Genomic DNA, 24,096 nt, shown 5'->3' with positions numbered 1-24,096 from the left:
GGCGCGTGGGTCCCACTGATCAGGAAACAGGCGGCTTGCGCAGCGTCCGGAAGTAGTTCCGCACCTCCCGCACGAACAGGTCCGGTTGCTCGAACGCCGCGAAGTGGCCGCCCTTCGGCATTTCGCTCCAGTGCTGGATGTTCGTGTAGCCCGCTTCCATCCACTTTCGCACCGGCGTGACGATCTCCTTGGGGAAGACGGCAACACCGGTCGGCACCGTTACCTTGTGAGGCGTCCGGCGCTTCGGGCCAAAACTTTCCCAATAGAGGCGCGCCGACGAAGCGGCCGTCGCCGTCACCCAATAGAGCATGACATTGTCGAGCAGTTCGTCGCGGCCGAGGATGTTTTCGGGATGTCCGTCGCAATCGGTCCAGGCCCAGAACTTTTCCAGGATCCACGCCGCCTGCCCACTCGGCGAATCCGTCAAGCCGTAACCAAGCGTTTGCGGTCGGGTGGACTGCTGCTTGGAATAGCCGGAATCCCAATCGGCGTAATACTGGATGCCCTTCAAGGCCCGCGCCTCTTCCGGCGTCGGCTGTCCCTCCACATTGGGACGCGCCGACATCGCCAGCGTGATGTGGATGCCGGCGCAGTGTTCCGGGTCCTGCGCGCCGAGCGCGGTGGTGATTGCCGATCCCCAATCACCGCCCTGCGCGCCGTATCGCGCATATCCAAGGCGGTCCATCAGCGCCGCCCAGCTCGACGCAATGCGATCGATGCCCCAGCCGGTTGTCTTCGGCTTCCCTGAAAAGCCGAAGCCGGGCAGCGACGGGCAAATGACGTGAAACGCGTCGGCAGCGTTGCCGCCATGCGCGGTCGGATCAGTCAGCGGTTCGATCACCTTGTGAAATTCGACCACTGAGCCCGGCCAGCCATGCGTGACGACGAGCGGCATCGCTTCCGGGTGCGGCGAGCGCACATGCAGAAAGTGAATATCGAGCCCATCGATTTCGGTAATGAACTGCGCAAAGCGATTGAGCCTAGCCTCGCGCGCGCGCCAATCGTACTCCTCGGCCCAGTAGCGGCAGACGTCCTTGATCCATTTCAGCGGGGCGCCCTGGCTCCAGTCATCGACCAGTTCGGCCTCCGGCCAGCGCGTGTTGCGCAACCGTGACTTGAGGTCGTGGAGGACGTCATCGCCGATGGAAATGCGGTAGGGTTTGATTTCAGCGCTCATGAAGGCCCCTTTCGTATCCCGGCGAGAATTGCCGGGACGGACTTCCCAGCAGAAATCATCGCCGCACACGAGGCTGATATCAAGGGAGGCGCCGGGTGCTGACTTAACGCTCGACTTCACACAAACGTGGAAGCCGTCAGAAGATGCAGCAGGCGATCAATCCGCTCAGATTAGCGTGCTCTATTGCTTGCGGGATCGCGCAGTCGTCGTTCTCGCATCCCTGAAATGGAGGTAAAGCTTGAAGCCGCAAAAAACGCTCATCAGCGCCGGCGGGAACATGATCGTCGCAAGCAGCAAAGGCGACATGCTCGATGAAGGGTCAATCCATCTTTCAAACAACCAAACCAACGCAAGGTCGACGGAAACGACCAGCAAAACGACAGCCAGCAACGGCAGAAAGAGCCCGGTGAATATTGAAAGCCAGTCAGGAGCAGCAGCCGACCAATCGACGCCATCGAATTCCGGTTCGCGCCGTACGGGCTTGGAGATGTCAGCCTGGTCGGGCCTGTCACTTAACCCGACGTTTCGAGGACGCTCAGTCCACGTAACCGCATCATTCATTTTAACGGCCATGATAATTAAACAGCGTGATTATCTTAAAACCGGGATCGCAGACTTACCGCCAGTATCGGCAGCGTTGCGCGATCCTATAGCAGCGATTTGATACGGCTTATAGAGCGAAACCGGCTTTATTTGGGTTCCACGGAAATCCGGATGTGGAGATATAATTGCAATTCGCAGCAAAGCTTCGCTCACGATAGCCGCGACCATGAATGGTGGCGCTAGTTCATGCGAGAACAACTTCCAGGGAGCGCTTCGCTCCTATTGAGAGCCAAGCAAGACCAGCCTTTGCGCTCTGTGATGATGAACAAATTCGAATCTAGAGCGTTATGCCCGACCGATTAGCGATCTGCAGTCGGTCGGGAGCGCGGGGGATGATTCGTATCCTGTTCGTTTCATGGGCCGTTTTGATGCTGGCGTCGCAGCTCATTTGCGGCTGCGCTACATTCCTGCATTGGCTTTCGGCGGGCTAACGGCCCACGCATCTACGAAGTCTGGCAGATCTTCGTCGGCCAGATCTTCGTCTGCCAGAATCTTGGGCCCGCGATCAGTACCAGGGCCACCAGTTATAGCGATAGCGCGGATTGCCGTAGTAGCCGGGTCCAGCGTACGGCCCGTAGAAATTCTTGTCGCCATAGACCCACCGGGCGACCGGCCGGCGCCGATCCGGCCGGTAGCAATTGCCCGCCTCGTCGCAGATCACCTTCGCGGCCGTGATGAGCGAATCCGGAGCAGGCTGCATATGGCTCAGCAACGGCGCCGCACCGGCGTTGGAGGCAATCAAGAAACTGGTCGCCAGCACCGACGCACAGATCGTTCGCATGTCTCGTCCCCCTCGCGAATTAACTAGCTGCTGCTCCGAAAATACGAAGCCCATACAGACAAACAAAAACTGGTTCCTCGCCCGAGCCTATCCGCTTGACCGGATGCTGACTAGGCCTCCCACCCTGATTTTCCAGCAACACCCGGAATTCACATGACAATCGGCGTCCGCGGGTTCGGCGACCACGCTTCCATTATCCCGGACGTTGCCGCTACGCCGGATACCGAAGGCCCGCCTGAATTGACGTATCGCGCAGCGACTGAAGCGTTCCTCTTGGAGAGCCGCACCGGCCGCATTTGAGGATGGAGCATGGATCCGGCTGGGCCTCGACCGGCAACGCAACCGTCAGGCTCCCGCATTGCTCGCAAACCAGCTTGAAGGCTTGCCTGTCTTTCAGAATCACGCCTGTCTCAATATCCATATTAAAAATCCATCGGTCTGGACTTCAGCAAACTGAAATAATGAAAGATTGAAAACGCATCAATTGAGCGCCGCCTGGGCCGCCGCTCGGAACCAGCAAATTCAGAATCCTGCTGGTCTCTGCAACGGGCGATCGCATTTAACCCTAACCCTTGAGCGGCACGCTGCCAATTGGAACGCGCGTATCAAAGGCGCTGTGCCTAACGAGCAAAATGGTTACCCCGCGCCGCGACGGACCTTTCGCAGCAAAAACATCACATTCCCCAAAAAAGTGAGAAAAATGAATAACATCAAGACCCGCCAAGCTGCCGAAATGCCAGTTCTCGGTTCCGCTGAATCGTCGTCTCGGTTACAGTTCAGCGTTAAAATTTAACGGGATTGGCGTAGCACTGGTTGCATGGGCAAGTGGGGCGGAAATTACCTGGGCCAGACGGCTTTGCGGGCGGCGCTGACTGCGCTTTTGCTCCTGGCGGTCCTTTGCTCGGGGGCCAGCGCCCAGGTCGCCGAAAGCGGTCCTCCGCTGGAGGGTGATGCCTATACGGCGGCCGAGACCGCCTACAAGGCATTCGGCCAGGGCGACTACAAGGCTTCCGCAGCAAGCTCCGCAGAAGCTGTGGCCCTCCGTCCTGACCTCCTCCGCTTGCACCTGCTCCTGATCGACTCGCTGATCGCCGCCGGCGACCTCACCAGGGCTGAGCAGGCCACCAAGACCGCATCTGCGGCTTTTACCGGCAGCCAGGAGCTCGAAGGCCGGCAAGCGAATATTCGTCAGCGCCTGGCCCAGCAACCGGCCAGCGAGGGCTACAAGGCGCTCGAAAGGCGGGATGCGAAGGCAGCGGTCCGGGCGGCCCGTAGCGCCGTCGAATACGCGCCGGATTCGATCTCCTACCGCCTGTTGTTGCTGAGTGCCCAGCTCGCTGACAATGATTTGCCGGCGGCGTTGGCGACGGCCACCGAAGCAATTGCGCGCGACCGGGCGAATTATGTTCCGTTGGTATGGCGCGGCTATATCAACCAGCGACTGGGGAAGCGCGCGGATGCCGTCTCCGACTTCAACGCCGCCCTGGCGATCCCAGGCCTGACTGCGACCCAGCAGAAGAACATCCGTCTGATCGCCGCAGATGCGGCCTTGGCGTCAAGCGATTTCAACGCCGCGATCGAATTGTTGGGCAGCTATTCGCGAACCGACCCCAAGGTCATTACCCGCCTCGCCGACGCGGAAGGCGCAAGACAGCAAAGGGGCACGCTTCCGAACAACAGTAATAATATGCCGACGCCGGTGCAGGAATGTTCAACCACCGTCAACGGTGTTGTCTGCGAACTCGAAGCGCCAGCCGTTCTGAGCACATTGATCCCTGGTGCATCGCCGGAAGAAAAGGCAGCAAAGGAAGTCTTTGAAGCGAAGGAACGTGCCTATCGGGCCGAACGGGACAAGGACTACAGCTTGGCCATCGTCGAGGCACGCAAGGCCGTGCAACTTGAGCCCGAAGTCGCCGCAAGCCGGCTCCTGCTGGTCAATATCCTGATGGCTGCCGGCCGCCCCGGGGAAGCTGAGGCCGAAGCGACCAAAGCTATCGAAGCCGGGCACTCAAGCGCCGAAATCCATGCGCAGCGCGGTTATGCGCGCAGCAAGCTCAGGAAATTCAGTGGTGCGATGTCTGACTGGGAAACCGCCCTGAAGCGAGGCCTCCCGCCCACTCAGGCGCACGACGTTCGGCTCGCCCTCGCCGACGCCGCCCTGGCTTCCAACGATCCGATGCGGGCATTGCGCGCGCTTCAGAAATTGTCCGTCAGCTATGAAACCGCAATCCGCAAGGCGTATGCACTCCAGGCGCTCGGGCGAAAGGAAGAATCGCTGGCCGAGTTCAGGACAGCGGAACGGCTCGCAAAGACCGCTATGCAAAGCGACGGCGCGTTACGCGCGCAGATCAACACGCTGGTCGAGTTGGAACGCAAACCCGAAGCCCGCGTCCTGTTCGATCAAGCGATCGCGCAGGGCAGATTGGGTTCCATTCGGGATGCCGACATTGGCTACCTCGCCGTCGCCGTCGGCAATGACGAGATAGCTCTGGCTCGCTTCGATCGCGCGCATGCCCGTGGACAATTGCCGGCTCGGGCCACGATCGACGCGGGATATACCGCGATGCGCCGGTTCGAAAATCCGAAGGCCATTGCGTATCTGATGGAAGGGATCGACGCCAAGGCCGAGGGACGAATCGATATTGACGATCAAAAGCTGTTCGAGACGCGTCGGACGGTCTCAGACCTGGCGCGTGTTTGGGGCATCAACACTTCGGTTTCATACGGCAAGGTCGGTTCGGCGCCCAATCCGTTTCTGACGACGACCGTACCCAGCAGTTACACGTCGCAGCTGGGAACTGAGTTCTACTACCGCCCTGAAGGGATCGGGTACAGGAATGGGGCGATATTCGAGCTGTTCGGCCGTTTGTTCGAAACTCTCTATGACCAGTCCGGCGGACCGACCGGCGCGCGCACGACGCAGGGCATGGTAGGGGCGCGCTGGAAACCGTTCTCGAGCGCCAACCTGGTTTTCGAGGTCGACAAGCTTTTCGCGCTCGGCGATGCGGCTCGCGATGATACGCTGTTGCGCGCGCTTTACTCCTACACAGTCGGGACGGATCTGCGTGTCTTGGATGCCAGCTGGCCGACCTGGTACGTCTATGCAGAAGTGGATCGCTTCCTCGAGAAGCGACAACTGGTGGTAATCACGGAAGGACGTTTCGGACGAAGCTTCCGGCTCGATCCCATCAGCAGCAAACTAGTATTCTTCCCGCACGCCGTGCTGGCCGCAAACTACGACGACTCATTCGCCAACCCTGAGGCCTACTCGGCCGGCGTAGGCGGTTCGTTGCGCTACTGGTTCGGCGAGACAAAATACATGGCCCCCCCGTCGTACTGGGAGCTGACGCTGCAGTATCGCTGGCGCCTGGCGGGCGATCAGCGAGCTCAGGGGATCTTCGCGCAGACGTCGATCAACTATTAAGATCGCCCGAAGCCGACGGATCGCAGCGAAGCTTCGCCTGTCGGCGGACCATGCTTCGCAGATACCGCAATAAAAAGGCCGCCCACACCGGGCGGCCTTTTTATTGGTTTGAGGTAGATCAGATGACTATGCCATCGCGATCGCGGACTGTGTCTTGCGGCGATATGCAACAAAGCCCAGCCCGGCGAAACCGGCAATCATCATGACCCAGGTCGAAGGCTCGGGCACGGCGCTCAGAAACTGGACCTCGCTGACCATCAGCCAAGGCTCGAGATTCGGCTGCCCAGCATTGAGGTAGAACTGCGGATCACCGATGTGATTGGCGGGATTGCCGTTATAGAAATTATTGTAGAATAGCCCATCGTGCAGCAATGGCCCGCGTTTCAGGGTGAGAGCGAAAGTATCTCCCACCACGAGATCCGGAAACAGGATGGTCAATATCTCCGAATTCCCGGTAACGGACGAGGCTACGGGAGTATAGATCGTGCTGGCGCCACCATTGATCGACAGCTCGAACGTCGCCGGCGGCCCAACCAAACCGGATCCCAGCACCACATTGCCATCGACAACATAGGACTGGACGAAAGGCGAAAGTCCGACGGCGATTGAAATCCCCTGGACACCGCTATTCGCCGTCAATTTAAAAGTAATCGTGGGATCGATATATTTCCAACCGACATACTGGCCGGGCGAAACCTGGCTGTAGTTCTGGGTGGCAATCACGCCATCCGTCAACAGGCCTGTTCCGCCGCTCAACATAGCGGCAGGGTTCGCGATGGCCTTGCCGTTGGCATCAAAAATGGTGCCTTCGGCGTTTTTGTTGCCGGAGCCTGAATAGGTTGTATCGTAGTAATTGTACGACCCCCAGTTGGAAGTCCCGCTTCCATTGACCATCGAATAATTTTGAACCTCGATGATCCCAGCGGCCGATTCCGTGGTTCCAGCCACGAACGTCGCCAGCATGAGAACACAGGCCGCTACCGCAACGTGCGACCTAATAGACATCGCTGATGCAGCCGATGAATTTGACCGAAAACCGCTTGAGTCCAATCGCATATCAAACCTCATAGCGAGAACCGCTCGCTCGGAACCTTCTATCGTTAGCGACTAGTTAATGCAACTTCCGTTGAGGTCCTCGCCGGATTATGCAGCCTTAAAGTTAATCTGAAGGTCCGCTTAAATTCACCACTAAGTATCTGAAATAACTTTGATTTCCAAAATTAAAGTGCAGGAGCGGAAGGGAAGATCAAATCGCGAAAGCGAACAGACCCTAGCAACAGTGATGTGCGGCTTAAGTCTGCTTGCGAGATTCGCGCGGTGATTGTAAGCGGGCGGATCCGCTTAGCGAAGCGTGACTGTAAACGCATATCTTATACCCAAATCTACCGAGCCGCCCTGCCACCGGTAATGGGATTAGGTATCGTCGAGAATTCATATGTGTAGCCATCGGGCCCAACGCCTCGAAACACGAAGAAACCGCGATGGGTGACCACGATATCGCCTTTCTGAAGCAGGCTGTCGTTCATTGCTGTTTCGGAAGCAACCCGTTCGAGCTCGGATGCGTCCGGAGACGGCCGTTTGATGCGACCTGTCTCTGCGGAGTACGCGACGTTGGCGGCAAGCACGGACCCGATCAGAGCTAATGAACCGAGGTATCGCATCTGTTGTCCACCGCGGATCGGCAGCCAGACCATTCACGATCCTTGTGCTCAACGGGAAACGCTTACTTTCCTTCGGATGCCTAGACGGTGATTAGGAAACTGAGCGCCGGCAGCTTGTTGTCGCCGGTTTCGAATTCGACCTGGACCGAATCCTTGCCCACGAAATCCTTGCTCGGGGTGTAGAACAACGCAATGCTCGGGACCTTCCGAGCCGGGCAAGCGTCGGTTGCAGCAACGTCAGCCGCGACGATCTGCAAGTCAACGACACCATGCGCAGGCCTTTCGCGGAGTTTTGGCACAGGTACCGGGCCCGGATGCGACCCACAGTTTGCGGTGACGTTCAGGAAATTAGCCAGGACCACCGGCTTGCCCGACTCGGTTTTGATTTCCCTCGGTCCATCTGCGTTGGCATTCGCCCCGCAAAGCTCGATTGCGCCCCCAATCACCGCGGCGATTAGTCGGTTGCTTATTGGATGTACCTTCTGTTGGGCTGCGCAGCCCGTTAGCCCCAATCCACTCTATATCAAACCGACCAAACAAAAAGACCGCCTCAAAGTCGGTCTTATGCAAAGTGTCGCAGCTGAAAATCAGGCTACGCGAATGACGCCCTGGCTACGCCCGCGATAGGCCATAAACCCAACGCCGACGAACCCCAGAATCATCATTGCCCACGTCGACGCTTCCGGAACAGCGGTAACAGAAACATTGTCCAACGCCGGACCATAGGCTGCAAAGTTTTCGTTGCCAGTCGGACCAATAGTCAAGCTCTGGAACGTGATGATCGAGGTGCCAGTTGCGGTGTACAGAAAGCTTTCCGTGATCCAGCCCATATTGCTGTGGGATGTCCCGGTGCTGTCGAACGTAAAGGTCTGGAGCCCAGAATCGCCGATCGAAACTCCGATCGTTTTGATAGTCGGTCCCAGGTCCGGGTTCCCAGCCAGATCGAAGGAGATCAGGTACTGTTGGCCGACAACTGTAGCCAACGTCTGCTGAGCGATCGTCCCCTGACTGAGACCGTTCAAATCGATGCTGCGCGACCCTTCCGAGGCCTGCCAATAAGAACCGATATAATCGATCGAGCCACCCGTAACAGTCCACCCTGAAATGCTGCTCGAATCCGCTGCATTCAAGGTCGTGAAACTGCCAGGATTCACACCATTCTCGAAGCCGCCATTGACGACCAAATTGGCGTGTGCGCTGTGCGCATTAAACAGAATCGTCGCAGCCAAAGTCGATGATAGAATAAAGCTATTAAATTTCATGATTCGCCTCACAATTTCGCCCGAGTATTGCTGGCAAATGGCCCAAGTCAACCAAGTTGTTGCAACTTAGGGCGCCGGTGGTGATTTATCTCGCGGGCTTTGCAATCCGGCCACATTGCAAAGAGACAGTTCGGAGTTTCGGGAAGTCTTAACGCCCACCCGCTCGGAGAGCACGTCGAATTAAATACGAATGTTATCCTATCGGCCTTCTCGAACCCTCGCCATACACGAACTGACGGTCGCAGCGAACCGGTTTTCCGGATCTGGAGGATAGACGGCTACCTGCGTTTGTGCGTCGGCTGCAGCGACTGGTCCGCGGAGGACCGCCTCGATCGACGTCCAATCGCTTTCTTTCACCTCAGCTGCTTCGTTCAGGGCAGTCAGCAAGGCGCTCGTGAATCTGTCCGACATGATCTTAGCTCCCTCGCGGCGACCCCTTGGATACGGCTGCACGACGAGCATCATTGAAAGGGTCACTAGCGATTCGCAAGTTACGCTAAGCCAGCCACAGGGAAACTGCGAATCAGGCGGGGGCCCTGTTGCGCCCTTACCACTGGTCCGTCGTCTAGACTAGTCGCTGCCTGACATCGTCCGAAGACAGCCCCACCGCGGAGCGCCAGCTTGATACAGGCATCTACTGCGCCAATAAAAAAGACCGCCTCTCGGCGGTCTTTTCAAATTCATGTCGCACTGGATTATGCGATCCGGAGTGAGCGACCGGAATTTTGCGAAGACTTCCGATAGCCGAGGAAACCAAGCCCGAAGAAACCTAAGATCATCATCGCCCAAGTGGAAGCTTCGGGTACTGCCGAAATGTTCGTAAGCTCGAACGAGTTTTGGGAAGAAGAAATGCTAAAGCCAGTAAAGCTTGCTCCGTTGCCGGTGAACGTAAAGAGGCGATTGCAGTTCGTCAACACCTGACAGCCAGTTGCCTGCACACCATCCCCTACCAGGGCGGCAACCTGAGCACCGTTGTAGGTCTCGTCACCAAGAGTCGTATGGAAAGTGATCGTGTTGTAGTCGTCGATCGATCCCCAGAAAAACGAAAACGAAGAGAGCTGATTGGCGAACGTAATATTCTCCGTTCCGCTGCCCAAAACACTCAGATAGTTGCCGACCGTCTGGAAGGGCTGCGCGCCGTTGCCGGTGCTGCCAATGTTAACCTGGACTGGCTGGGCGCCAGTATCAAAAGTCCAATCGCCGATCACGAAGTGAGTGGGAGCATTCACAACAGTAGATGCTGGAATCGAGTTAAAATTCTGTCCTGTCGCAGTGCCAACGCCAGCCCCCGCTACAGAAATATCAACCAAGGCCGCGTTAGCGGCAGTACCAAAGGAAAGGCTCGTGACAACAGTCGCGATCGCCATAATACTTTTGCGCATATCTCTCACTCCCAAGTTTAATCTACAAACACCCAAGAATCGCATTAATAATTATTTAATCTCGCCGAATGAAGGAGTCAACAAGAAATCCGCAATTTTACTTGATACAGCCTCGGCGCTCACCTCCCCAATTAAGTCATTGAAAAATATAAACATTAAAGACCGCCGCCATTAAATATCTGCTCGATTGCGGCCCTTCCGACAGGATACCAGCGCCCGTTTACGTCACTTGGCTTGGCACGCACCTGCCCTGTTCGCAGCCTTTGAGCTTTGATTAAATCGAAGGTTTAAGTTGTCGGAAACAGCCAATAGACCGGAAGCCGAAAGTTGATTGGACCAAAACGCCTTCGTAATCTTAAGCGCCCAACGCCCACTCCACACCTTCATAGAGCACCCACCCCAGCATGGAGGCAGCCAAGGCCACTAAATAGGCCGACCGGGCAAGTTTGTGCCGGAAGTCATTCATCGCACGGAAAGCCTCGATTCTGCCTCTGAAAGGCGCTCACGTAGCCTACGCAATTCCATGTAGCGTTCCCCAATGGTCTCGGCTGAGTGTTTTTTCAAAGCCTTCCGCGGCTTCTTTGATTTTGGCATAACGATCGTGCGGCCACGCGCTTTCATGAGGTCCCTTCCGTGCCTGTTAAACTAAAGCAAACGGCATGCCGGTAGTGATGCGACACCGGCGCGCCGCGCTGCCTTTTGTCGACGGGTTTTTTATTGAAGTTCGATAACGGTTGCGTGACCCGTTAGGATGCGGGTGGAAAAACTGGGCAACTAATGAGGGGTCGATCGGTCCGTCCGTATCCATTGGGAGGCTGACCCGCCAACCAACATCCGGCCGTAGAATCGAATTTTTTTCAATGCAAAGGTGCCGAACGATAGTGCCTCGTGCGCGGGAAAAACCTGACGCCCAAATTTGAGCCAAGCCAGAAGAACGCATAACAAGAATCCAGCGAAATTGCCGAGTGCGATCAAGACCGGTAGCCACGCCCCTCCGAGTAGCGCGGCCGACGACGTCAGGACAGTCGTCCCGATGATCAAAAGTGCAAGCAGAGAGAGCGGCGGCACCAGAAGATCGAGCGCCAGCGCGAGGATGTGTTTGTCACCGCGCATCAAACCGACGCAGAGAAGTCGTGGAACGAATTTGCCGATGGTGGCGAGGTGACCCTGCACCCACCGCTGACGCTGGCTTTCAGTCCCCTTGGCGCTTGTCGGAAATACGCTGGTAACTTTCACGAACGGAAAGAAATGCGGCGCCCGTCCTGCTTCCGCGAGATCCAGCCCGAGCTTCAAATCCTCCACCAGGTGACCGCTGGCAAGCGGAACGGAGTTGATCGCATTCCACGGAAACATCATTCCGGTCCCCATCAACTGAACGGGACCACGAAGGTTTCTCAGCCCAAGTGGACGGATCCAGTTTCTCAAGATCCAGGCGAACTCCGCGAAGCTGTGATTGATGGGCGAGTTCTCGGCGCTTCGCATGATGAACAGCGCCTGTACTGGGCGCTGAACCCCGTGACAGGTTCGCTTCAGCCCGTCGATCAGGCCGTCCTGCAGCCGGCAATCCGCATCGACGAAAAGAACGAAGTCGGGCGGATCCGCGCTCAGATGGGTTACGCCCCATCCCATCGCGTACCCCTTGCCGATTCTTTCGGGATCGTTGCGGACGATGACCTCGGCACCTGATGCGGCCGCAACTGCCGCGGTGTCATCGGTGCAATTATCGGCGACTACGATAACGCGATCTCCCGCGCCTAGCTGCGCCCTGATATCCTGCAGCGTCGGGATAAGTCCCGAACTCTCATTATGAGCAGGAACGATGACCGCAACGCGCTTCTCGATATTTAATTCCTTGACCTCGAAAGGCTCCAGCTTCGGTGCCTTGAGAGCTGCGATTACTTCAACCAGCAGCACAGCGACGGGAACGCTGAGCAATCCAGCCAGAGCGGCCAAGGTCAACATTTCACAAATACCGATCTCGAAACGTTTGATTTAACGCTGTCAGGAAAAAAGTGCGTATAGAGCCGGGTATAAATATCCTCTTCGCCTCTCAATTACTACTATGTTTCTCAAATAGATAATAGGACGGGTGGCCCGGATCATTATTTTCCCGATCCGCTTTGGGATAAGTCAGACAGAGTACCCTTCATGAAGATCGCCTATCTGGTTAACCATTATCCGGCGATCAGCCACAGTTTCATCCGGCGAGAAATCCTGGCGCTCGAGCGCTTGGGCCACGAGGTTCTGCGAATATCGATCCGGGGCTGGGACGATTCGCAGCGCGGTTCCGAGGACCAGCGCGAGCAGGCGCGCACGCGTTACGTCCTGCGCAGCGGGGCGGCGTCGCTCGTTGGTTCATTCCTGCGCATGCTGATAACCAGTCCCGCCCGCCTGTTTCGGGCGCTCGTCCTGACGTTTAAGGTCGGGCTGCGGGCGGAGCGTCCCCTGCCCGTTCATCTGATTTATTTACTCGAAGCGTGTCAGGTAACTCTCTGGTTGCGCAGCGAAAAGGCGCAGCACCTGCACGCCCATTTCGGAACCAATTCTGCTGAAGTCGCGATGCTTGTCAGCGAACTGGGAGGGCCCCCCTGGAGCTTTACCGCCCACGGCCCCGAAGAATTCGACAAGCCGAAGTTCATCTCGTTGCCCGAGAAAATCCGGCGGGCTCGTTTTGTCGTGGCTGTCAGTTCATTTGGACGCAGCCAGCTCTTTCGCAATGTCCCCCATTCCGATTGGCCGAAAATCAAGGTGGTCCATTGCGGACTCGAACCGGCCTTCCATGACACCGGCGACATCACGCCGGCGGGCGACAAGCGACGATTGGTTTGCGTCGGCCGCCTGTGTGAACAGAAGGGGCAGTTGCTCCTGATCGAGGCGGCACGATTGCTGACGGAGCGCGGAGTAACGTTCGAACTGGTGCTGGCCGGCGATGGCGAGATGCGCGGCGACGTCGAGGCGCTTGTCGCAAAGTACAAACTGACCGGCACTGTGCGAATAACAGGCTGGATCAGCAGCGAGGAGGTTCGGGCCGAAATCCTCGCAGCCCGCGCGCTGGTACTGCCGAGCTTCGCCGAGGGTCTGCCGGTCGTCATCATGGAAGCCATGGCGTTACAACGGCCGGTTATCAGTACGTTCGTTGCCGGCATTCCTGAATTGATCCACCATGGCGAGCACGGCTGGCTGGTTCCTGCCGGCGACCTCGAGAGCCTAGCCGCGGCAATGGAGGAATGTTTAAGGACCGCCCCGGAAACGATCACGCAAATGGGAGAAAGGTCCCGTCAAAGGGTCTTGCAACGCCATGATGTCGACAAGGAAGCGGCTAAGCTCATGGGGCTGATTGAAGCCTAGACGGCCGTCGGGTCACCGCCGGCGACAGCGTTTTTTATGTCCCGTTACTCACGCTTGCGGGATGTGCGATGAGGATTTTTCTTTCGCTGTTGGCGATTGTAACGATGATCGGCGCGATGCAGCCGGCCATCGGTCAGGTCAACATGCAGTACAGCGGCCGATATGGCGGTCAGTACGCCGGCCAATATGGCGGGCAGTTTAGCGGACAATACAGCGGTCGATATTACGGACGAGGCAGCAGCGACCAGACCGCCTCGCCAAACGCGCTAGACAGAAAGCTCGATATCTTGGGCGCTCCGGTCAATTCCGGCTCGTGCGGCCAGCTCTATTATCCGTCGCCTGGAACGGATTATGTGCTCCATGATCGTCAAGGGCGCCGCTGCTATTAGAGCGACGTGAAGCTCCTTTCACGATGGCAGCGTTCATCTTCATGAACTCGAATGGCTCGCGAAATTTTGCTGAAGCAGGCGCGGCACCAGTTCGCCATCAATTCTGGGCGTCAACTGGTGATCGCCGAAAAAGGAACTGGACCTTCGAGAGCGGCCGAGTCCCAGCCCTCACATTTCGCGGCCGAGGACTTCCAGATATTCCGAGGCACCGCCGGGTCGGTCATCCTCGAATACCCCGATGACCAGCCGCCCCGTTTTCCAGGCGAGCCCGTCCAGATTAGTCTTGTGCTTGCCTGCGATTGGCGCGCGCGCATTGGCATGGTGACCATGCACGACGTAGCGGCGCCCATGGCCGACATCGGCGCCGTCGGGATAGCGCCGCCATAGCAACGTTTCCTCGTTCTGCTGTTCGAGCGGAGCTTTCGGATCAACGGCTGCGTGAACGAATATTCTGTGCCGGTCGACATGCATCAGCGGCAGATTGGCAATCCAGTGCAGATGGTCGGCCGGAATCGCTCGCAAATCGGGAAGCGCTGGGCTTTGGTTGTAGGAAGCCAGCGTCTCACCGCCCCCGTTCCTGATCCACCAGTCGAGTTCGGCGCGGTTATCGCAGACCGCACACATCATCGCTTCGTGGTTGCCCTTCAGATTGACGAGCTTGAATTCATTGGGTCTCCAGCTCATCAGACGCTCGATCACCTGCCTGCTCTCCGGCCCGCGGTCGACATAGTCGCCCAGAGTTACGATCGTGGAAGCCATCCCCCGAGCATGCCGGGTCACCGCTTCAATCGCGCGATTCAATAGATCCAGCCGGCCATGGAGGTCGGGTATGGCATACGTTCGGCTCACGGCAACCTTCGTCAAGAACCGGCCTTGAAGTGAAGTGAGCTTAGCAAGTCCGGCGCGAACGAGCCATCTTGCAGAATAAGCATGCAAGAACGAAACGCGTCAGCAAGGCGACTTTCACGAAGGCGCCGCGCAGATGTTCGGAGCTACACAGGCACCGCCGGCGCGGCGCGGTTGCGGAAACGGCGCACCAGCGCAAAACACAGGCCCAGAAAAGTGTCGAACAGGAACAACAGAACAACCGCGACGACGAACAGGCCGATGCCGGTGAGATCGTGCAGAATTCCATCGAGCATGTCGGGTCCGAGGTAATACGCGATCAGGACCAGCGCGAAAACGCGACAGAAATTTGCGATGATAGTGATGGGAATGATCGCCGCAAGCAGGAAAAAACTCCGGATTTTCTCATGCCAGCGAAACGCATAGGCGTAGAACACGCCAATCGCGGACAAGGCGAAAATCGAATTCATTCCGGAACAGGCATCCTTTACCAGGAGCTGATAGGTTCCGATCATGATCATGACGCCGTTCTGGGCAACCGGAAAACCCGCCGCATAGAGCACGTTGGTCACGACGTTCGAAATAAACACCTTCAGCGGGACCGTGGCGGCGTCGACCAGCCAGTCAGGCATCGGCACCGCAAAGATCAAGAAGCCGATCGGAAACGCGAGCACCCGCAGCGCCGGCCATCCGGCCGAAATTAGAACGCACCCGACGATGACGGGGATCAAGGAAAAGGTTTCAAAGGTGACCAGCCCTTGCTGGATCCGGGCCAGATAGAGGATGACCAGGCCGCCGAGCAGAGCAAGCCACCCCATTATGGGAGCCGGAGAAATTTCAACGGCCCTCAACTTCTCTCGCGATTGCCAGACCAGCCAGAGCGAGGCCGCGATGATGAGCGGTCCGTGCCCCTCCTGCTCCGTCTGCCACGGCCCATCAATCAAACTGAGAAAGGTCTGGGCATAGGCAGCAATCACTGAGGCGCCAAGCAGCGCCGGCCATAGAAAAGGGCTGAGAAAACCTGCCTTTGTCGATGGAATTACTTGCGAGTATGTCATTTCAATACCACAGGTTCCAAAACTTAATCTACTGATAGCATTAAAAGGAACAAGCGCTTATCTCCGCACTATCAAAACCGCGTAACCGGCGCCAGCGAGAATCAGAATCATCGCAAGATAGAACGAGCCCGCATTTCCGACCTGGTTGGCGACAGCGAACACGATACCGGCCAGCATGAAGTGCAGCAACGTCCGATTGTCTCGCTCAGTGAACTGGAAGAATGCGATCACCAGCGCCACGAAACAGGTAACAGTCAATATGTCGAAAAACGTGGTCATGTCACATCGATATTGCCTTGAGGAACATTCTGCAGCGAGCAATCACACCGCCCTGCTCAGTTTTTCTTGGCATCTCCTGGCTGCATGATCTTGGCGTAGTCACCTTCATATTTCGCTTCGAGATTCGCGGAATAGGCCGCAATCCCCAGTTCGGCCTTGACCGCATCCGCGCGCATCAACTGGCGTGCCAGATTGGCTGCGGCCTCTCCTTCGAGCGGACGCGCCTCCTCGCCCTTGACCTTGAAGAACAGGCCGTTCTGGCCGGCGCGAACAAAAAATACGTCGTCCGCCTTTTTGGCCTCAATCAATCCGTAAAACTCCGGCGGCAAATCACCGCTGTTCAGCGTGCCCATTTGTCGGCCATGGGGGATGCCGGCTGCGGTAAGTTTTTCGTCGATTTCGTCGAGCGACTTGGCATTCTTGTTCACTTCAATGAACGTCTGGGTGGCCGGCCCTAGCGGAAATGCGATCTGTTCGACGCTGAGCAGTTTTCTGCCGGCGAATTTCGCCGGGTTGTTGGCCATGTACCTGTCGACATCTGCCTTGCCTGGTGCCTTAGCGGCCGCTTGCCGTTGCACGTACGCATTCTCGAGAATCTGCTCGCGTGATCTCAACAGGTCCAGCAGTACGCCCGGTTCGCGATCGAGCTTCGCCGCCATGGCCTGGCGGAGCAGATATTTGCGTACGACCAGCTCACCCAGCACGCGCTTGACGATCTCGGGCTCCTTCTGCTTGTCCGGCGTCACATTCGCCCAGCGGAACTCATTCTCAAGATCCTGGATAGTCACGACTTCGTCGCCCACACGCGCAACGACCTGTCCTTTCGAAGCAGCAGGCTGATCCGATTTCTTACCGCACCCGGCCAAGGCGATCGCGCTACAAGCAAGCAAGACAGCAAGCCGAGCGATCTTGATAGACATGTCCTTCATCCAGGAACTCCGTACATCCAAAATGGGCCGAGAAGCATATACAGTAGGACGGCCGTGTCTGATGCAATATGACTAACCAGCTCGCTGCTCCGGGTCGAGCCTATAGCGCTTTTTCGCTGCAATTTCCGCTGTTTATGTTAATTTCGTTAAGATGACCAATTATCCCTTTCTTTTGAATGCAAATATGCCGGTTGGCGTATATTCTCCTCCGAAACGGCTGATCCAATTAACCCTAGAAGATTGTGCGTGGCCTCAATGAAATTCCCTCGAATTCAAATTATTTTGGCATGTATCGTGATCGTAGGGTGCGCCGTGCTTGCGACCGTGCTGGCACCCCGCCAACTGATGGCCCGCACGTCGGCCTCCCCTAGCCTTGAAACTGTCATCCCCCGTCAGTTCGGAACCTGGACGCTGGTTCCGGAAATCAGCCCGGTCCGCCCGGTGGATCCGGACGCGTACGTTCAGCCGGACCCGCTCGCGGGAAAGATCTACAGCCAGGAAGTTGGTCGAAGCTACAAGGACGGGCACGGCAACATCGTCATGCTGATGGTCGCGTACGGGCCGGTGCAGAACTACCGACTGAAGTCCCACCGCCCGGAGATTTGCTACACCGCCAATGGCTTCCGCATTTCGGAAAAAGCCGATGCCGCGGTCAGCTATCGGAGCGGCGCGCAACCCATCAAGATGACGCGATTGATTGCGGCAAGAGAGTCACGGTTCGAACCGGTGACTTACTGGCTGCGGATCGGCAACGACATAGCCAATGGCGTCGTCGATCATCAACTTAGCCGATTAAAGTACGGTTTGCGCGGGATCATTCCCGATGGCGCGCTGATCAGGGTCTCTACGATCGGCCTGCCGAAGGATGTATCATTCAAGCTGCAAGACCAGTTTATCCGAGATCTGCTTGCCGCCATTCCGCCGCAGGAACTCAGGTTCTTTACCGGTGCGAGCTGAGATCGCGGCATGCAAACCTGGCAGGTGATTTTTTGGCGCCCACCCGACTCACCGCGAAATGGCCGCTCGCTTTATTGCTTCATGGCGCTCTTTTCCTAGTCGCCCTTGCGCAGCCGGCATGCGCGCAGGGCGCTGACGATACGCTGCTGCCATATGCAGTCAGCATTCATCAGACGCCGATGCAGAACTGGGGCCCCGGATCCGGCATTTATCTCGGCAAGGGCCTGTTCATCACGGCTGCACACGTCGCGGGCCGGAGCTGGCTGACGCGGCCCAAGGTCGCGATTGCCGGATCGGAATATCCGACACGCGTCGTCAAGGAAGGCAGTTTCGAGGGAACGGATCTCACGCTGCTATCGGTCGAAGAAGAGCTTCTTCCGGTGCGCTTGCGACTTCGACGAAACTCGATCTGCACCGACCCGCCAAGGTCCGGACAAGAGGTCGTGACCATTGTGCCGGGCTCCGCCGTGCGCTCCCACATTCTCGCGCCCGATCGGCTGCCGGTCGAAACCCGCAAGCGGTTCAGCACGGTGATTGCTGATGTGGCTCGCACGGGTAATTCCGGATCAGGGGTATTCGACGTCAAGCGCAAGTGCCTGCTCGGCATCATGAGCCGGAAAATTTCGCAATCGCAGACCCGTGTCGGAGCCGGAAAACCGGAGACCCGGGATATCGCAAAATACTTCGTCCCTGCAGCGGAAATTGCGGCCTTCCTGCCGACCGATCTGCGTTTGTAGAAAGGCGCTAGTAGTAGCCGTAGTACGGTCCGCCGGTCTCGGTCACCTTGTTGACGACGACGCGGACGACCGGCGTGCGTTGAAGGTGCTTCTGGCATTCCTTGATATCGGAAACGGACGTGCTTCCGACGCCGGCCACGAGCAAAGTCGCGTCTATTCGGGGCAAGATCGAAATCACATCGTCGCCCAGCAGCAGCGGCGGAAGATCGAAGATAACGATGCGCGATCGGAAGTCTCGCTTGATGGTTTGGAGCAGCGCTCCCATCGTCTGCGAGGCCATCCATTCCGAAGAATTCGACGAGACCGATCCGGGCAGTACCAGCATTCTGTTGGGGCCAACACTTGCCTGCACGACCGCTGATGAAAGTGGCGTACGTCCCTCGAGGACATTGAGAACAGCACCATTGCCGCTGATGCCCAGATATTTTCCAACCGCGGGCCGGCGCAGATCGAGATCGACTAACAGCACTGACCGTTCCGGAAGCCGGGAAATGCTGAGTGCAAGATTGCAGGCCGTCACGGTTTTTCCGCATCCGGCCGTCGGCGAAGTCACGGCCAGGAACTGCCAGCTCTTCTTGTCCATCTCCTGCAGCACCTGAGTGCGCAGCATATCGTAGTAGCGACCGTTTTTGCCGGAGGTGCCATAGGCCACTATGCGATTGGCTTCGAGGTGATCGGCCCTTAGGCGCACTTCGTTGTGCTGCGACTCGGCAGAAGAGTGCAGCGAACCGTCAGCCGCGAGAGGAGGCCCGCTCAGGGTTCCCGGATGATGCACATCTGCGGCTCGCGCGAGTTCGACAGCCTGCTTTATTGAATCCACTGCGTGACTCCGCGATTATCGAAACAGCCCGACCCTGGCCTTGGCAATGATCAGATCGAGTGGTGGAAGGAACAGATAGGCGACGGTCAACAGTCCGATCACGATCAACGCGAACGCCCCCAGCAGAACAAACATTCGTCTTCGCTGCCTGCGCAATTCGGCTGCCGTGGCGATGTAGGGAATCGAAACGATCAATTTGCCGTCGACCACCGACAGAAGATCATTGCTTCTGCGGATTGCCTTATCCATGATCTCGACCAGCAATGCCAGCCCCGCTCCGCCAGCAAGAGCGGCCGCGAACGCCAGCGCAAGGACTTTCAACCGATTGGGCCTGACGGGATGTTGCGGCACGGTAGGCTGCTCGATGATCTCGAGCTTCTCGGACTGCTGGTCCTTTTCGAGATTTTCGCCAAGCCGCGCAGCAGCCAATTTTGCCGAGGCGGCGTCGAGGTTTTTCTGCAAACTCTCCTGCTGGGCGACCATAGCCTCGAGGCTGGCCGCTGTCGCTGCGTCATTCGTAGGCGCCGGCGCGGAGGCCACCTTTTCCAAGGCTTCGATCTGCTTCTTCAGGGACTGGATGGTGGGATGTCGTTCTGAATACAGTGCGCCCTTCTGGATCAATTCTGCCTTCAGCTGTGTGAGTGTGGTGGGCTGGTCGGCACCACTAGATGCAGGTTTGCCTTGCGTGAGCCGCAACTGAGCGATCTTGGCATCGAGCGCATTGTTGTCAGCCTGAAGTCGCTGTACCTCTCGCGCAAGGAACTTCGTCGTGTCCGTGGCGCGGCTGGTCCGATCTCGAAGGTCTTCGTTCAGGATTCGCGTCATCAATTCGTTGGCAACCTGCGTCGCAACTGCAGCATCACCGTATTCGAATCCCACCGAAAAGACGATGGTGGGATTTTCGAGCGCGGAGCGCGTCCGCTGCTTGAAATCGAGCTGAAGGTCGACCGGAGCGATCTTCGTGTTCTTCTTGACCGCCTCGACAAGTTCGGTCGGCGACATCAGTGTGCGCTTCTCGGGGAACAGCTTGAACTTGTCGGCGATCGCGATGAGATTATCTCGCGTCATCGTTCGCTGCTGGATGACTTGAATACGCTCCTGGGCAGCGCTGGTCACTGTAGGCCGAACCAGTTCGGATGGAATCTGCTGCGATTGAACGAGGATCTTTCCTTCGGAAAGATAGATTGGCGGCCACAGCAACGCGGCTGCAGCGCCCGCGGCCAGGACCGTGACGAACGGCAGTACGAAATAGGCCCAGCGCCGCTTGAACAGTTCCCAGTAGAAGGTGGGCTGCAGCAGGTAGCTGCGGTCCTCTTGCAGTGCCTGGAAATCGTCCTCAAATTCAACTTTCTGCAGCATGTCTCGTCCGAGCGTCTGTTTGGGCGCCTGCAAGGTTAACAGTGCCGCGGAATGATCGGCGGATCGCTCCGACGCGTGATCTTAGCATCGATCTTGCAGGGATTTAATGAATAGTTGTTCAGCAAAGGGACTTTTAAAATTCAATCTTAATGGTTCCACGCCTGCGGCTTCGGCGAGTTTACGTAGATCGGAGAAATAGGTCGAGAGTAGCAAGGGGAATCCTGCAAATTGCGCTATAAGAGGTCTGTGGCCGGGCTAAGGAAGTTCAATGTACGAGGCATTTTATCAGCTGCGGGAGAAACCTTTTTCAATTCTTCCCGACCCCGACCTGATTTACTGGGGCAAGATGCATTCCATGGCGTTCACGATGCTGGAGTTCGGCGTCATGAACAACGCCGGCTTCACTGTCATTACCGGTGAAATCGGTTCCGGCAAGACCACCCTGGTCAGGCATCTGCTCAAGAAAGTCAGCCCGGCGATCACCATCGGCCTGATCTCCAATTCCCCTCAGGGCCGGCAGGAATTGCTGCAATGGATCCTGATGTCGCTCGGGCAATCGTTCGAGGGCGACTACCCAAATCTTTTCAAGAAGTTACAAGATTTTCTGTATGGCCAATTCGCCAACGGCAGACGGACCATATTGATTATCGACGAAGCGCAGAACCTCGAGCCGGAAGCGCTCGAACATTTGCGCATGATTTCCAATATCAACGCGGACAAATTCCAGATTTTGCAGCTGATTCTGGTCGGCCAGCCTCAGCTGCGCGACCTGCTGCTCGCGCCGGAGCTGCATCAGTTCGCACAGCGGATTTCTTCCGATTTCCATCTGCGCCCGCTCGATGACCGGGAGGTCGCCAATTATATCGCATTCCGGCTCCAGGCGGTGGGCGCCCGCCGCCCGCTGTTCACCCAGGAGGCTTGTTCACTGATCGCCTCCGCGAGCGGCGGCATCCCCCGGATGATCAACGTTTTGTGCGACACGGCGCTGGTTTATGGCTTTGCCAATGACCAGCGAGTTATTTCGGACCACATTGTGCGGGACGTTATTGCAGACAAGCAACAGTATAGCATTTTTCCGGTAAAAAAGTTCTCGCGGGTTCCCTAAGTCCTTGTATCGCATTAATTTCCGCCGTGGCTAAATAATGGCCGCGTGCTCGGGAACAATCCCTTCACGACGGCCTAAATGTCTTTGTCTACGGGCTTTTTTGCCGATGGTTAGGGGGAATAACATGCGAATCCTGCTGGCACTGCTTTTTGTTGCCTTTCTGACCCCGGTGGCAAATGCGCAGACCCTGAAATCTGGCGACAGCCTGAGCATTACGGTCTTGCAGGACCCGAAGCTCGACCGGACGGTCGTTGTCGACCCCTCCGGTGAAATCGCATTTCCCCTCGCCGGCCATATCCGGGCACGCGGGCTGACGCCATTGGCGCTCGAAAACGTTCTCAAGAACAAGCTGAAGAACAACTACAAGGACGACAATCTCGACGTCACGGTCGCCGTCATAGCCGCGCCCAAGGAGATCCCCGAGGACGACCTCAAGCCGAAAGTTTTCATCACTGGCGAGATCATCAAGCCGGGCTCTTATGTCGTCAGGCAGAAGACCACCCTGATGCAGGCCATTGCACTAGCCGGTGGCATCGGGCCGTTTGCCGCAAAGAATCGCATCCAGGTGAGACGCAAGGGCCCCGGCGGCGACGAAACAATTTTCATGTTTAACTATAGAGCTTACGAAGCTGGTGACGATCTGGAAGGCAATATCACCTTGCGGGCCGGCGACGTCATCATGGTTCCGGAACGACGCTTGTTTGAGTGATCTGACGTTCGGCGGGGGCGAGAAGCAACGTGAAGAGAGCTGCCATAGCAGTCTCGGTATGCTTTGGCATGGCGCCGTCCGTGGCATTTGCGTTCGACTGGTCGATCAGGGCCAGCGAGACCGAAACGGTCGAACTGAATAGCAATCAATTCCTGCGCAACTCGCCCGCGGGATCGGTCGGCTCGTACACAACGCTTACCGCCGATGCGGAGGCGCGCACTCCGACGACTAAGTTCAATCTCTTCGGCGACGGCACCTACAAGAAGTATTGGGGTCCTGGCGTTGTCGGATCGGCGACGGAGTTCCTCGACTATGGATTCAGGGCGCGCTACGAGGTTCGGGAAAAAACGAACTTCGACAAGGAATATGTTGAAGCAAGCTGGAGACAACAGAGTACTGCTCTTGCAATCCTGAATGATCTCGGCGTTTCCACGCCGGCTTCAGGCTTCCTCGATCAGCTTACGGCGAGCGGCGGAATCGATCGTTCGATCACCGCTATCGACACGGTATCCCTGTTCGCCACATCCACTCGCACGAGCTATGAGCCATCGAGCGGCGGCACGCCGTTTACGGACACACTTGCGCGCGGCAATTGGCGCCGATCGCTGAGCTCGGTCACAGCGATCAACCTGTCCTCCGAATACGAACTGCTCGAATACGGCAACGCGTTCAACACCCAGGTCCAGATTTTTCGTGAGCAGATCGGGTTCGACGCCACTTTGTCGGCGGTGCTTTCCTTTCGCGCCAATGTCGGCGCGGCCTATCTGGTGACCGATCGAGGGGTTTCGAGCACGGCATTCGGCGGCACGACGTCCGCCACACCCGTATCGAGTTCGGTATCCGACTGGATCGGCGACGCTGTCCTCACCTATCGAATGCTGAAGAGCACGACTTTGGCGGTCATCGCCAGCCAGTCGGTTGGACCAAGCGTTGTCGGCTCGCTTTTCAAGCGGGACTCGATCACGGCATCGCTGACGCACAGCATCAATGCGCGATCCACCCTGTCGTTCTCAGCGAGCGGAAACCGGCAGATCTCGAGCACGACGACAGATTTTGCTTCGGCGTCGGCGACCTACAGCTACAATCCGACCCGCGAATGGGCAACGTCACTCACTTATCGGTATCTGCATCGGTTCGCCAGCACGGGTACCGCCATTTTCGATCCGATCACTGGCACACCGACGGTTTCAGGCACCGGCCCCGCGGATTCGCACAGCCTGATGTTCGTTGTGTCGCACAACTGGACTGTGCTGCCGTCCGGCAACTAGTC

The 24,096-nt window shown here is 57.3% G+C and carries 24 protein-coding genes; 10 read left to right on the top strand and 14 right to left on the bottom strand.

Translation table 11 applies throughout. The features are described from left to right. Window positions 1-19: 19 nt before the first annotated feature. The gene (locus CQ12_RS37400) at window positions 20-1,177 is read right to left on the bottom strand and encodes an epoxide hydrolase family protein (RefSeq protein ID WP_057840232.1); all 1,158 of its coding nucleotides are present in this window, start codon (window positions 1,175-1,177) and stop codon (window positions 20-22) included. A 238-nt stretch (window positions 1,178-1,415) separates the two neighbouring features. On the opposite strand from CQ12_RS37400, the gene CQ12_RS44670 reads away from it, so the two are divergent. Then, the gene (locus tag CQ12_RS44670) at window positions 1,416-1,841 is read left to right on the top strand and encodes a hypothetical protein (protein WP_157088730.1); all 426 of its coding nucleotides are present in this window, start codon (window positions 1,416-1,418) and stop codon (window positions 1,839-1,841) included. Between the two features lie 444 nt (window positions 1,842-2,285). On the opposite strand, the gene CQ12_RS37390 is transcribed toward CQ12_RS44670, so the two are convergent. Next, window positions 2,286-2,561, bottom strand: a complete 276-nt coding sequence (locus CQ12_RS37390) for a hypothetical protein (protein ID WP_057840230.1) — start codon at window positions 2,559-2,561, stop codon at window positions 2,286-2,288. A 153-nt stretch (window positions 2,562-2,714) separates the two neighbouring features. Here CQ12_RS37390 and CQ12_RS44665 point away from each other — a divergent pair, with 153 nt between their 5' ends. Further along, window positions 2,715-2,861 (top strand): hypothetical protein, encoded by a 147-nt coding sequence (locus CQ12_RS44665; protein WP_157088729.1) that lies wholly within the window; start codon window positions 2,715-2,717, stop codon window positions 2,859-2,861. A gap of 517 nt (window positions 2,862-3,378) precedes the next feature. Further along, window positions 3,379-5,985 carry a bacteriophage N4 adsorption protein A gene (locus CQ12_RS37385; protein ID WP_057840229.1) on the top strand — a complete coding sequence of 869 codons (2,607 nt, stop codon included), beginning with the start codon at window positions 3,379-3,381 and terminating at the stop codon, window positions 5,983-5,985. A gap of 126 nt (window positions 5,986-6,111) precedes the next feature. On the opposite strand, the gene CQ12_RS37380 is transcribed toward CQ12_RS37385, so the two are convergent. The 6 genes from CQ12_RS37380 to CQ12_RS37355 all read right to left on the bottom strand — a co-directional run bounded on the left by CQ12_RS37380 (window position 6,112) and on the right by CQ12_RS37355 (window position 12,252). After that, window positions 6,112-6,948 carry a PEP-CTERM sorting domain-containing protein gene (locus tag CQ12_RS37380; RefSeq protein WP_057840228.1) on the bottom strand — a complete coding sequence of 279 codons (837 nt, stop codon included), beginning with the start codon at window positions 6,946-6,948 and terminating at the stop codon, window positions 6,112-6,114. A 419-nt stretch (window positions 6,949-7,367) separates the two neighbouring features. Then, complete coding sequence (locus tag CQ12_RS37375) at window positions 7,368-7,679, bottom strand: hypothetical protein (protein ID WP_057840227.1); 312 nt, start codon at window positions 7,677-7,679, stop codon at window positions 7,368-7,370. Between the two features lie 47 nt (window positions 7,680-7,726). Further along, the gene (locus CQ12_RS44660; protein ID WP_157088728.1) at window positions 7,727-7,903 is read right to left on the bottom strand and encodes a hypothetical protein; all 177 of its coding nucleotides are present in this window, start codon (window positions 7,901-7,903) and stop codon (window positions 7,727-7,729) included. 330 nt (window positions 7,904-8,233) lie between these two features. Further along, window positions 8,234-8,908: a choice-of-anchor C family protein gene (locus CQ12_RS37370; protein WP_057840226.1), complete on the bottom strand. Its 675-nt coding sequence runs from the start codon at window positions 8,906-8,908 to the stop codon at window positions 8,234-8,236. A gap of 695 nt (window positions 8,909-9,603) precedes the next feature. Continuing rightward, window positions 9,604-10,290, bottom strand: coding sequence for an Npun_F0296 family exosortase-dependent surface protein (locus tag CQ12_RS37360; RefSeq protein ID WP_057840224.1), 687 nt, complete (start codon window positions 10,288-10,290; stop codon window positions 9,604-9,606). 774 nt (window positions 10,291-11,064) lie between these two features. Beyond that, the gene (locus CQ12_RS37355) at window positions 11,065-12,252 is read right to left on the bottom strand and encodes a glycosyltransferase family 2 protein (protein WP_057840223.1); all 1,188 of its coding nucleotides are present in this window, start codon (window positions 12,250-12,252) and stop codon (window positions 11,065-11,067) included. A gap of 186 nt (window positions 12,253-12,438) precedes the next feature. Here CQ12_RS37355 and CQ12_RS37350 point away from each other — a divergent pair, with 186 nt between their 5' ends. Both CQ12_RS37350 and CQ12_RS37345 read left to right on the top strand, forming a co-directional pair. Then, window positions 12,439-13,638, top strand: a complete 1,200-nt coding sequence (locus CQ12_RS37350; RefSeq protein ID WP_057840222.1) for a glycosyltransferase — start codon at window positions 12,439-12,441, stop codon at window positions 13,636-13,638. A 68-nt stretch (window positions 13,639-13,706) separates the two neighbouring features. Beyond that, window positions 13,707-14,027: a hypothetical protein gene (locus CQ12_RS37345; protein WP_057840221.1), complete on the top strand. Its 321-nt coding sequence runs from the start codon at window positions 13,707-13,709 to the stop codon at window positions 14,025-14,027. A 168-nt stretch (window positions 14,028-14,195) separates the two neighbouring features. On the opposite strand, the gene CQ12_RS37340 is transcribed toward CQ12_RS37345, so the two are convergent. The 4 genes from CQ12_RS37340 to CQ12_RS37325 all read right to left on the bottom strand — a co-directional run bounded on the left by CQ12_RS37340 (window position 14,196) and on the right by CQ12_RS37325 (window position 17,130). Next, a complete protein-coding gene (locus CQ12_RS37340) occupies window positions 14,196-14,876 on the bottom strand; it encodes a metallophosphoesterase family protein (RefSeq protein WP_057840323.1) in 681 nt (226 codons plus the stop codon). 143 nt (window positions 14,877-15,019) lie between these two features. Then, a complete protein-coding gene (gene xrtV / locus CQ12_RS37335; RefSeq protein WP_083519647.1) occupies window positions 15,020-15,931 on the bottom strand; it encodes an exosortase V in 912 nt (303 codons plus the stop codon). Between the two features lie 57 nt (window positions 15,932-15,988). Further along, window positions 15,989-16,210, bottom strand: a complete 222-nt coding sequence (locus tag CQ12_RS37330; protein ID WP_057840219.1) for an XrtV sorting system accessory protein — start codon at window positions 16,208-16,210, stop codon at window positions 15,989-15,991. Between the two features lie 56 nt (window positions 16,211-16,266). Then, on the bottom strand, window positions 16,267-17,130 hold the full coding sequence (locus CQ12_RS37325; RefSeq protein ID WP_057840322.1) for a hypothetical protein: 864 nt from the start codon (window positions 17,128-17,130) through the stop codon (window positions 16,267-16,269). Between the two features lie 264 nt (window positions 17,131-17,394). Between CQ12_RS37325 and epsI the strand changes: the two genes are divergently transcribed. Together epsI and CQ12_RS37315 are read left to right on the top strand one after the other, a co-directional pair. Further along, window positions 17,395-18,096: an exosortase-associated protein EpsI, V-type gene (epsI, locus tag CQ12_RS37320; protein WP_057840218.1), complete on the top strand. Its 702-nt coding sequence runs from the start codon at window positions 17,395-17,397 to the stop codon at window positions 18,094-18,096. Window positions 18,097-18,275: 179 nt separating this feature from the next. Next, entirely contained in the window at window positions 18,276-18,833 is a 558-nt protein-coding gene (locus CQ12_RS37315) for a trypsin-like peptidase domain-containing protein (RefSeq protein ID WP_057840321.1), read from the top strand. 7 nt (window positions 18,834-18,840) lie between these two features. Here the strand turns inward: CQ12_RS37315 and CQ12_RS37310 are convergent, their stop codons facing one another. Continuing rightward, window positions 18,841-19,653, bottom strand: coding sequence for a CpsD/CapB family tyrosine-protein kinase (locus CQ12_RS37310; protein WP_057840217.1), 813 nt, complete (start codon window positions 19,651-19,653; stop codon window positions 18,841-18,843). Between the two features lie 15 nt (window positions 19,654-19,668). Continuing rightward, entirely contained in the window at window positions 19,669-21,045 is a 1,377-nt protein-coding gene (locus CQ12_RS37305; protein WP_245310318.1) for a GumC domain-containing protein, read from the bottom strand. Window positions 21,046-21,280: 235 nt separating this feature from the next. Between CQ12_RS37305 and CQ12_RS37300 the strand changes: the two genes are divergently transcribed. The 3 genes from CQ12_RS37300 to CQ12_RS37290 all read left to right on the top strand — a co-directional run bounded on the left by CQ12_RS37300 (window position 21,281) and on the right by CQ12_RS37290 (window position 24,094). Then, the gene (locus CQ12_RS37300; RefSeq protein ID WP_057840215.1) at window positions 21,281-22,117 is read left to right on the top strand and encodes an ExeA family protein; all 837 of its coding nucleotides are present in this window, start codon (window positions 21,281-21,283) and stop codon (window positions 22,115-22,117) included. 124 nt (window positions 22,118-22,241) lie between these two features. After that, a complete protein-coding gene (locus CQ12_RS37295) occupies window positions 22,242-22,826 on the top strand; it encodes a polysaccharide biosynthesis/export family protein (RefSeq protein WP_057840214.1) in 585 nt (194 codons plus the stop codon). 80 nt (window positions 22,827-22,906) lie between these two features. Further along, window positions 22,907-24,094, top strand: a complete 1,188-nt coding sequence (locus CQ12_RS37290) for a hypothetical protein (RefSeq protein WP_157088726.1) — start codon at window positions 22,907-22,909, stop codon at window positions 24,092-24,094. Window positions 24,095-24,096: the final 2 nt, after the last annotated feature.

The organism is Bradyrhizobium jicamae (assembly GCF_001440395.1).
Lineage (GTDB): Bacteria > Pseudomonadota > Alphaproteobacteria > Rhizobiales > Xanthobacteraceae > Bradyrhizobium > Bradyrhizobium jicamae.
The sequence above is the reverse complement of the archived record's forward strand: the minus strand, read 5'-3'. Positions and strand labels throughout refer to the sequence as shown.

Coding starts and splice junctions, on each gene's coding strand:
- CQ12_RS37400 (WP_057840232.1), bottom strand. CDS start 1,177: ATGAGCGCTGAAATCAAACCCTACCGCATTTCCATCGGCGATGACGTC.
- CQ12_RS37390 (WP_057840230.1), bottom strand. CDS start 2,561: ATGCGAACGATCTGTGCGTCGGTGCTGGCGACCAGTTTCTTGATTGCC.
- CQ12_RS44665 (WP_157088729.1), top strand. CDS start 2,715: ATGACAATCGGCGTCCGCGGGTTCGGCGACCACGCTTCCATTATCCCG.
- CQ12_RS37385 (WP_057840229.1), top strand. CDS start 3,379: ATGGGCAAGTGGGGCGGAAATTACCTGGGCCAGACGGCTTTGCGGGCG.
- CQ12_RS37380 (WP_057840228.1), bottom strand. CDS start 6,948: ATGCTGGCGACGTTCGTGGCTGGAACCACGGAATCGGCCGCTGGGATC.
- CQ12_RS37375 (WP_057840227.1), bottom strand. CDS start 7,679: ATGGTCTGGCTGCCGATCCGCGGTGGACAACAGATGCGATACCTCGGT.
- CQ12_RS37370 (WP_057840226.1), bottom strand. CDS start 8,908: ATGAAATTTAATAGCTTTATTCTATCATCGACTTTGGCTGCGACGATT.
- CQ12_RS37360 (WP_057840224.1), bottom strand. CDS start 10,290: ATGCGCAAAAGTATTATGGCGATCGCGACTGTTGTCACGAGCCTTTCC.
- CQ12_RS37355 (WP_057840223.1), bottom strand. CDS start 12,252: ATGTTGACCTTGGCCGCTCTGGCTGGATTGCTCAGCGTTCCCGTCGCT.
- CQ12_RS37350 (WP_057840222.1), top strand. CDS start 12,439: ATGAAGATCGCCTATCTGGTTAACCATTATCCGGCGATCAGCCACAGT.
- CQ12_RS37345 (WP_057840221.1), top strand. CDS start 13,707: ATGAGGATTTTTCTTTCGCTGTTGGCGATTGTAACGATGATCGGCGCG.
- xrtV (WP_083519647.1), bottom strand. CDS start 15,931: ATGACATACTCGCAAGTAATTCCATCGACAAAGGCAGGTTTTCTCAGC.
- CQ12_RS37330 (WP_057840219.1), bottom strand. CDS start 16,210: ATGACCACGTTTTTCGACATATTGACTGTTACCTGTTTCGTGGCGCTG.
- CQ12_RS37325 (WP_057840322.1), bottom strand. CDS start 17,130: ATGTCTATCAAGATCGCTCGGCTTGCTGTCTTGCTTGCTTGTAGCGCG.
- epsI (WP_057840218.1), top strand. CDS start 17,395: ATGAAATTCCCTCGAATTCAAATTATTTTGGCATGTATCGTGATCGTA.
- CQ12_RS37315 (WP_057840321.1), top strand. CDS start 18,276: ATGCAGAACTGGGGCCCCGGATCCGGCATTTATCTCGGCAAGGGCCTG.
- CQ12_RS37300 (WP_057840215.1), top strand. CDS start 21,281: ATGTACGAGGCATTTTATCAGCTGCGGGAGAAACCTTTTTCAATTCTT.
- CQ12_RS37295 (WP_057840214.1), top strand. CDS start 22,242: ATGCGAATCCTGCTGGCACTGCTTTTTGTTGCCTTTCTGACCCCGGTG.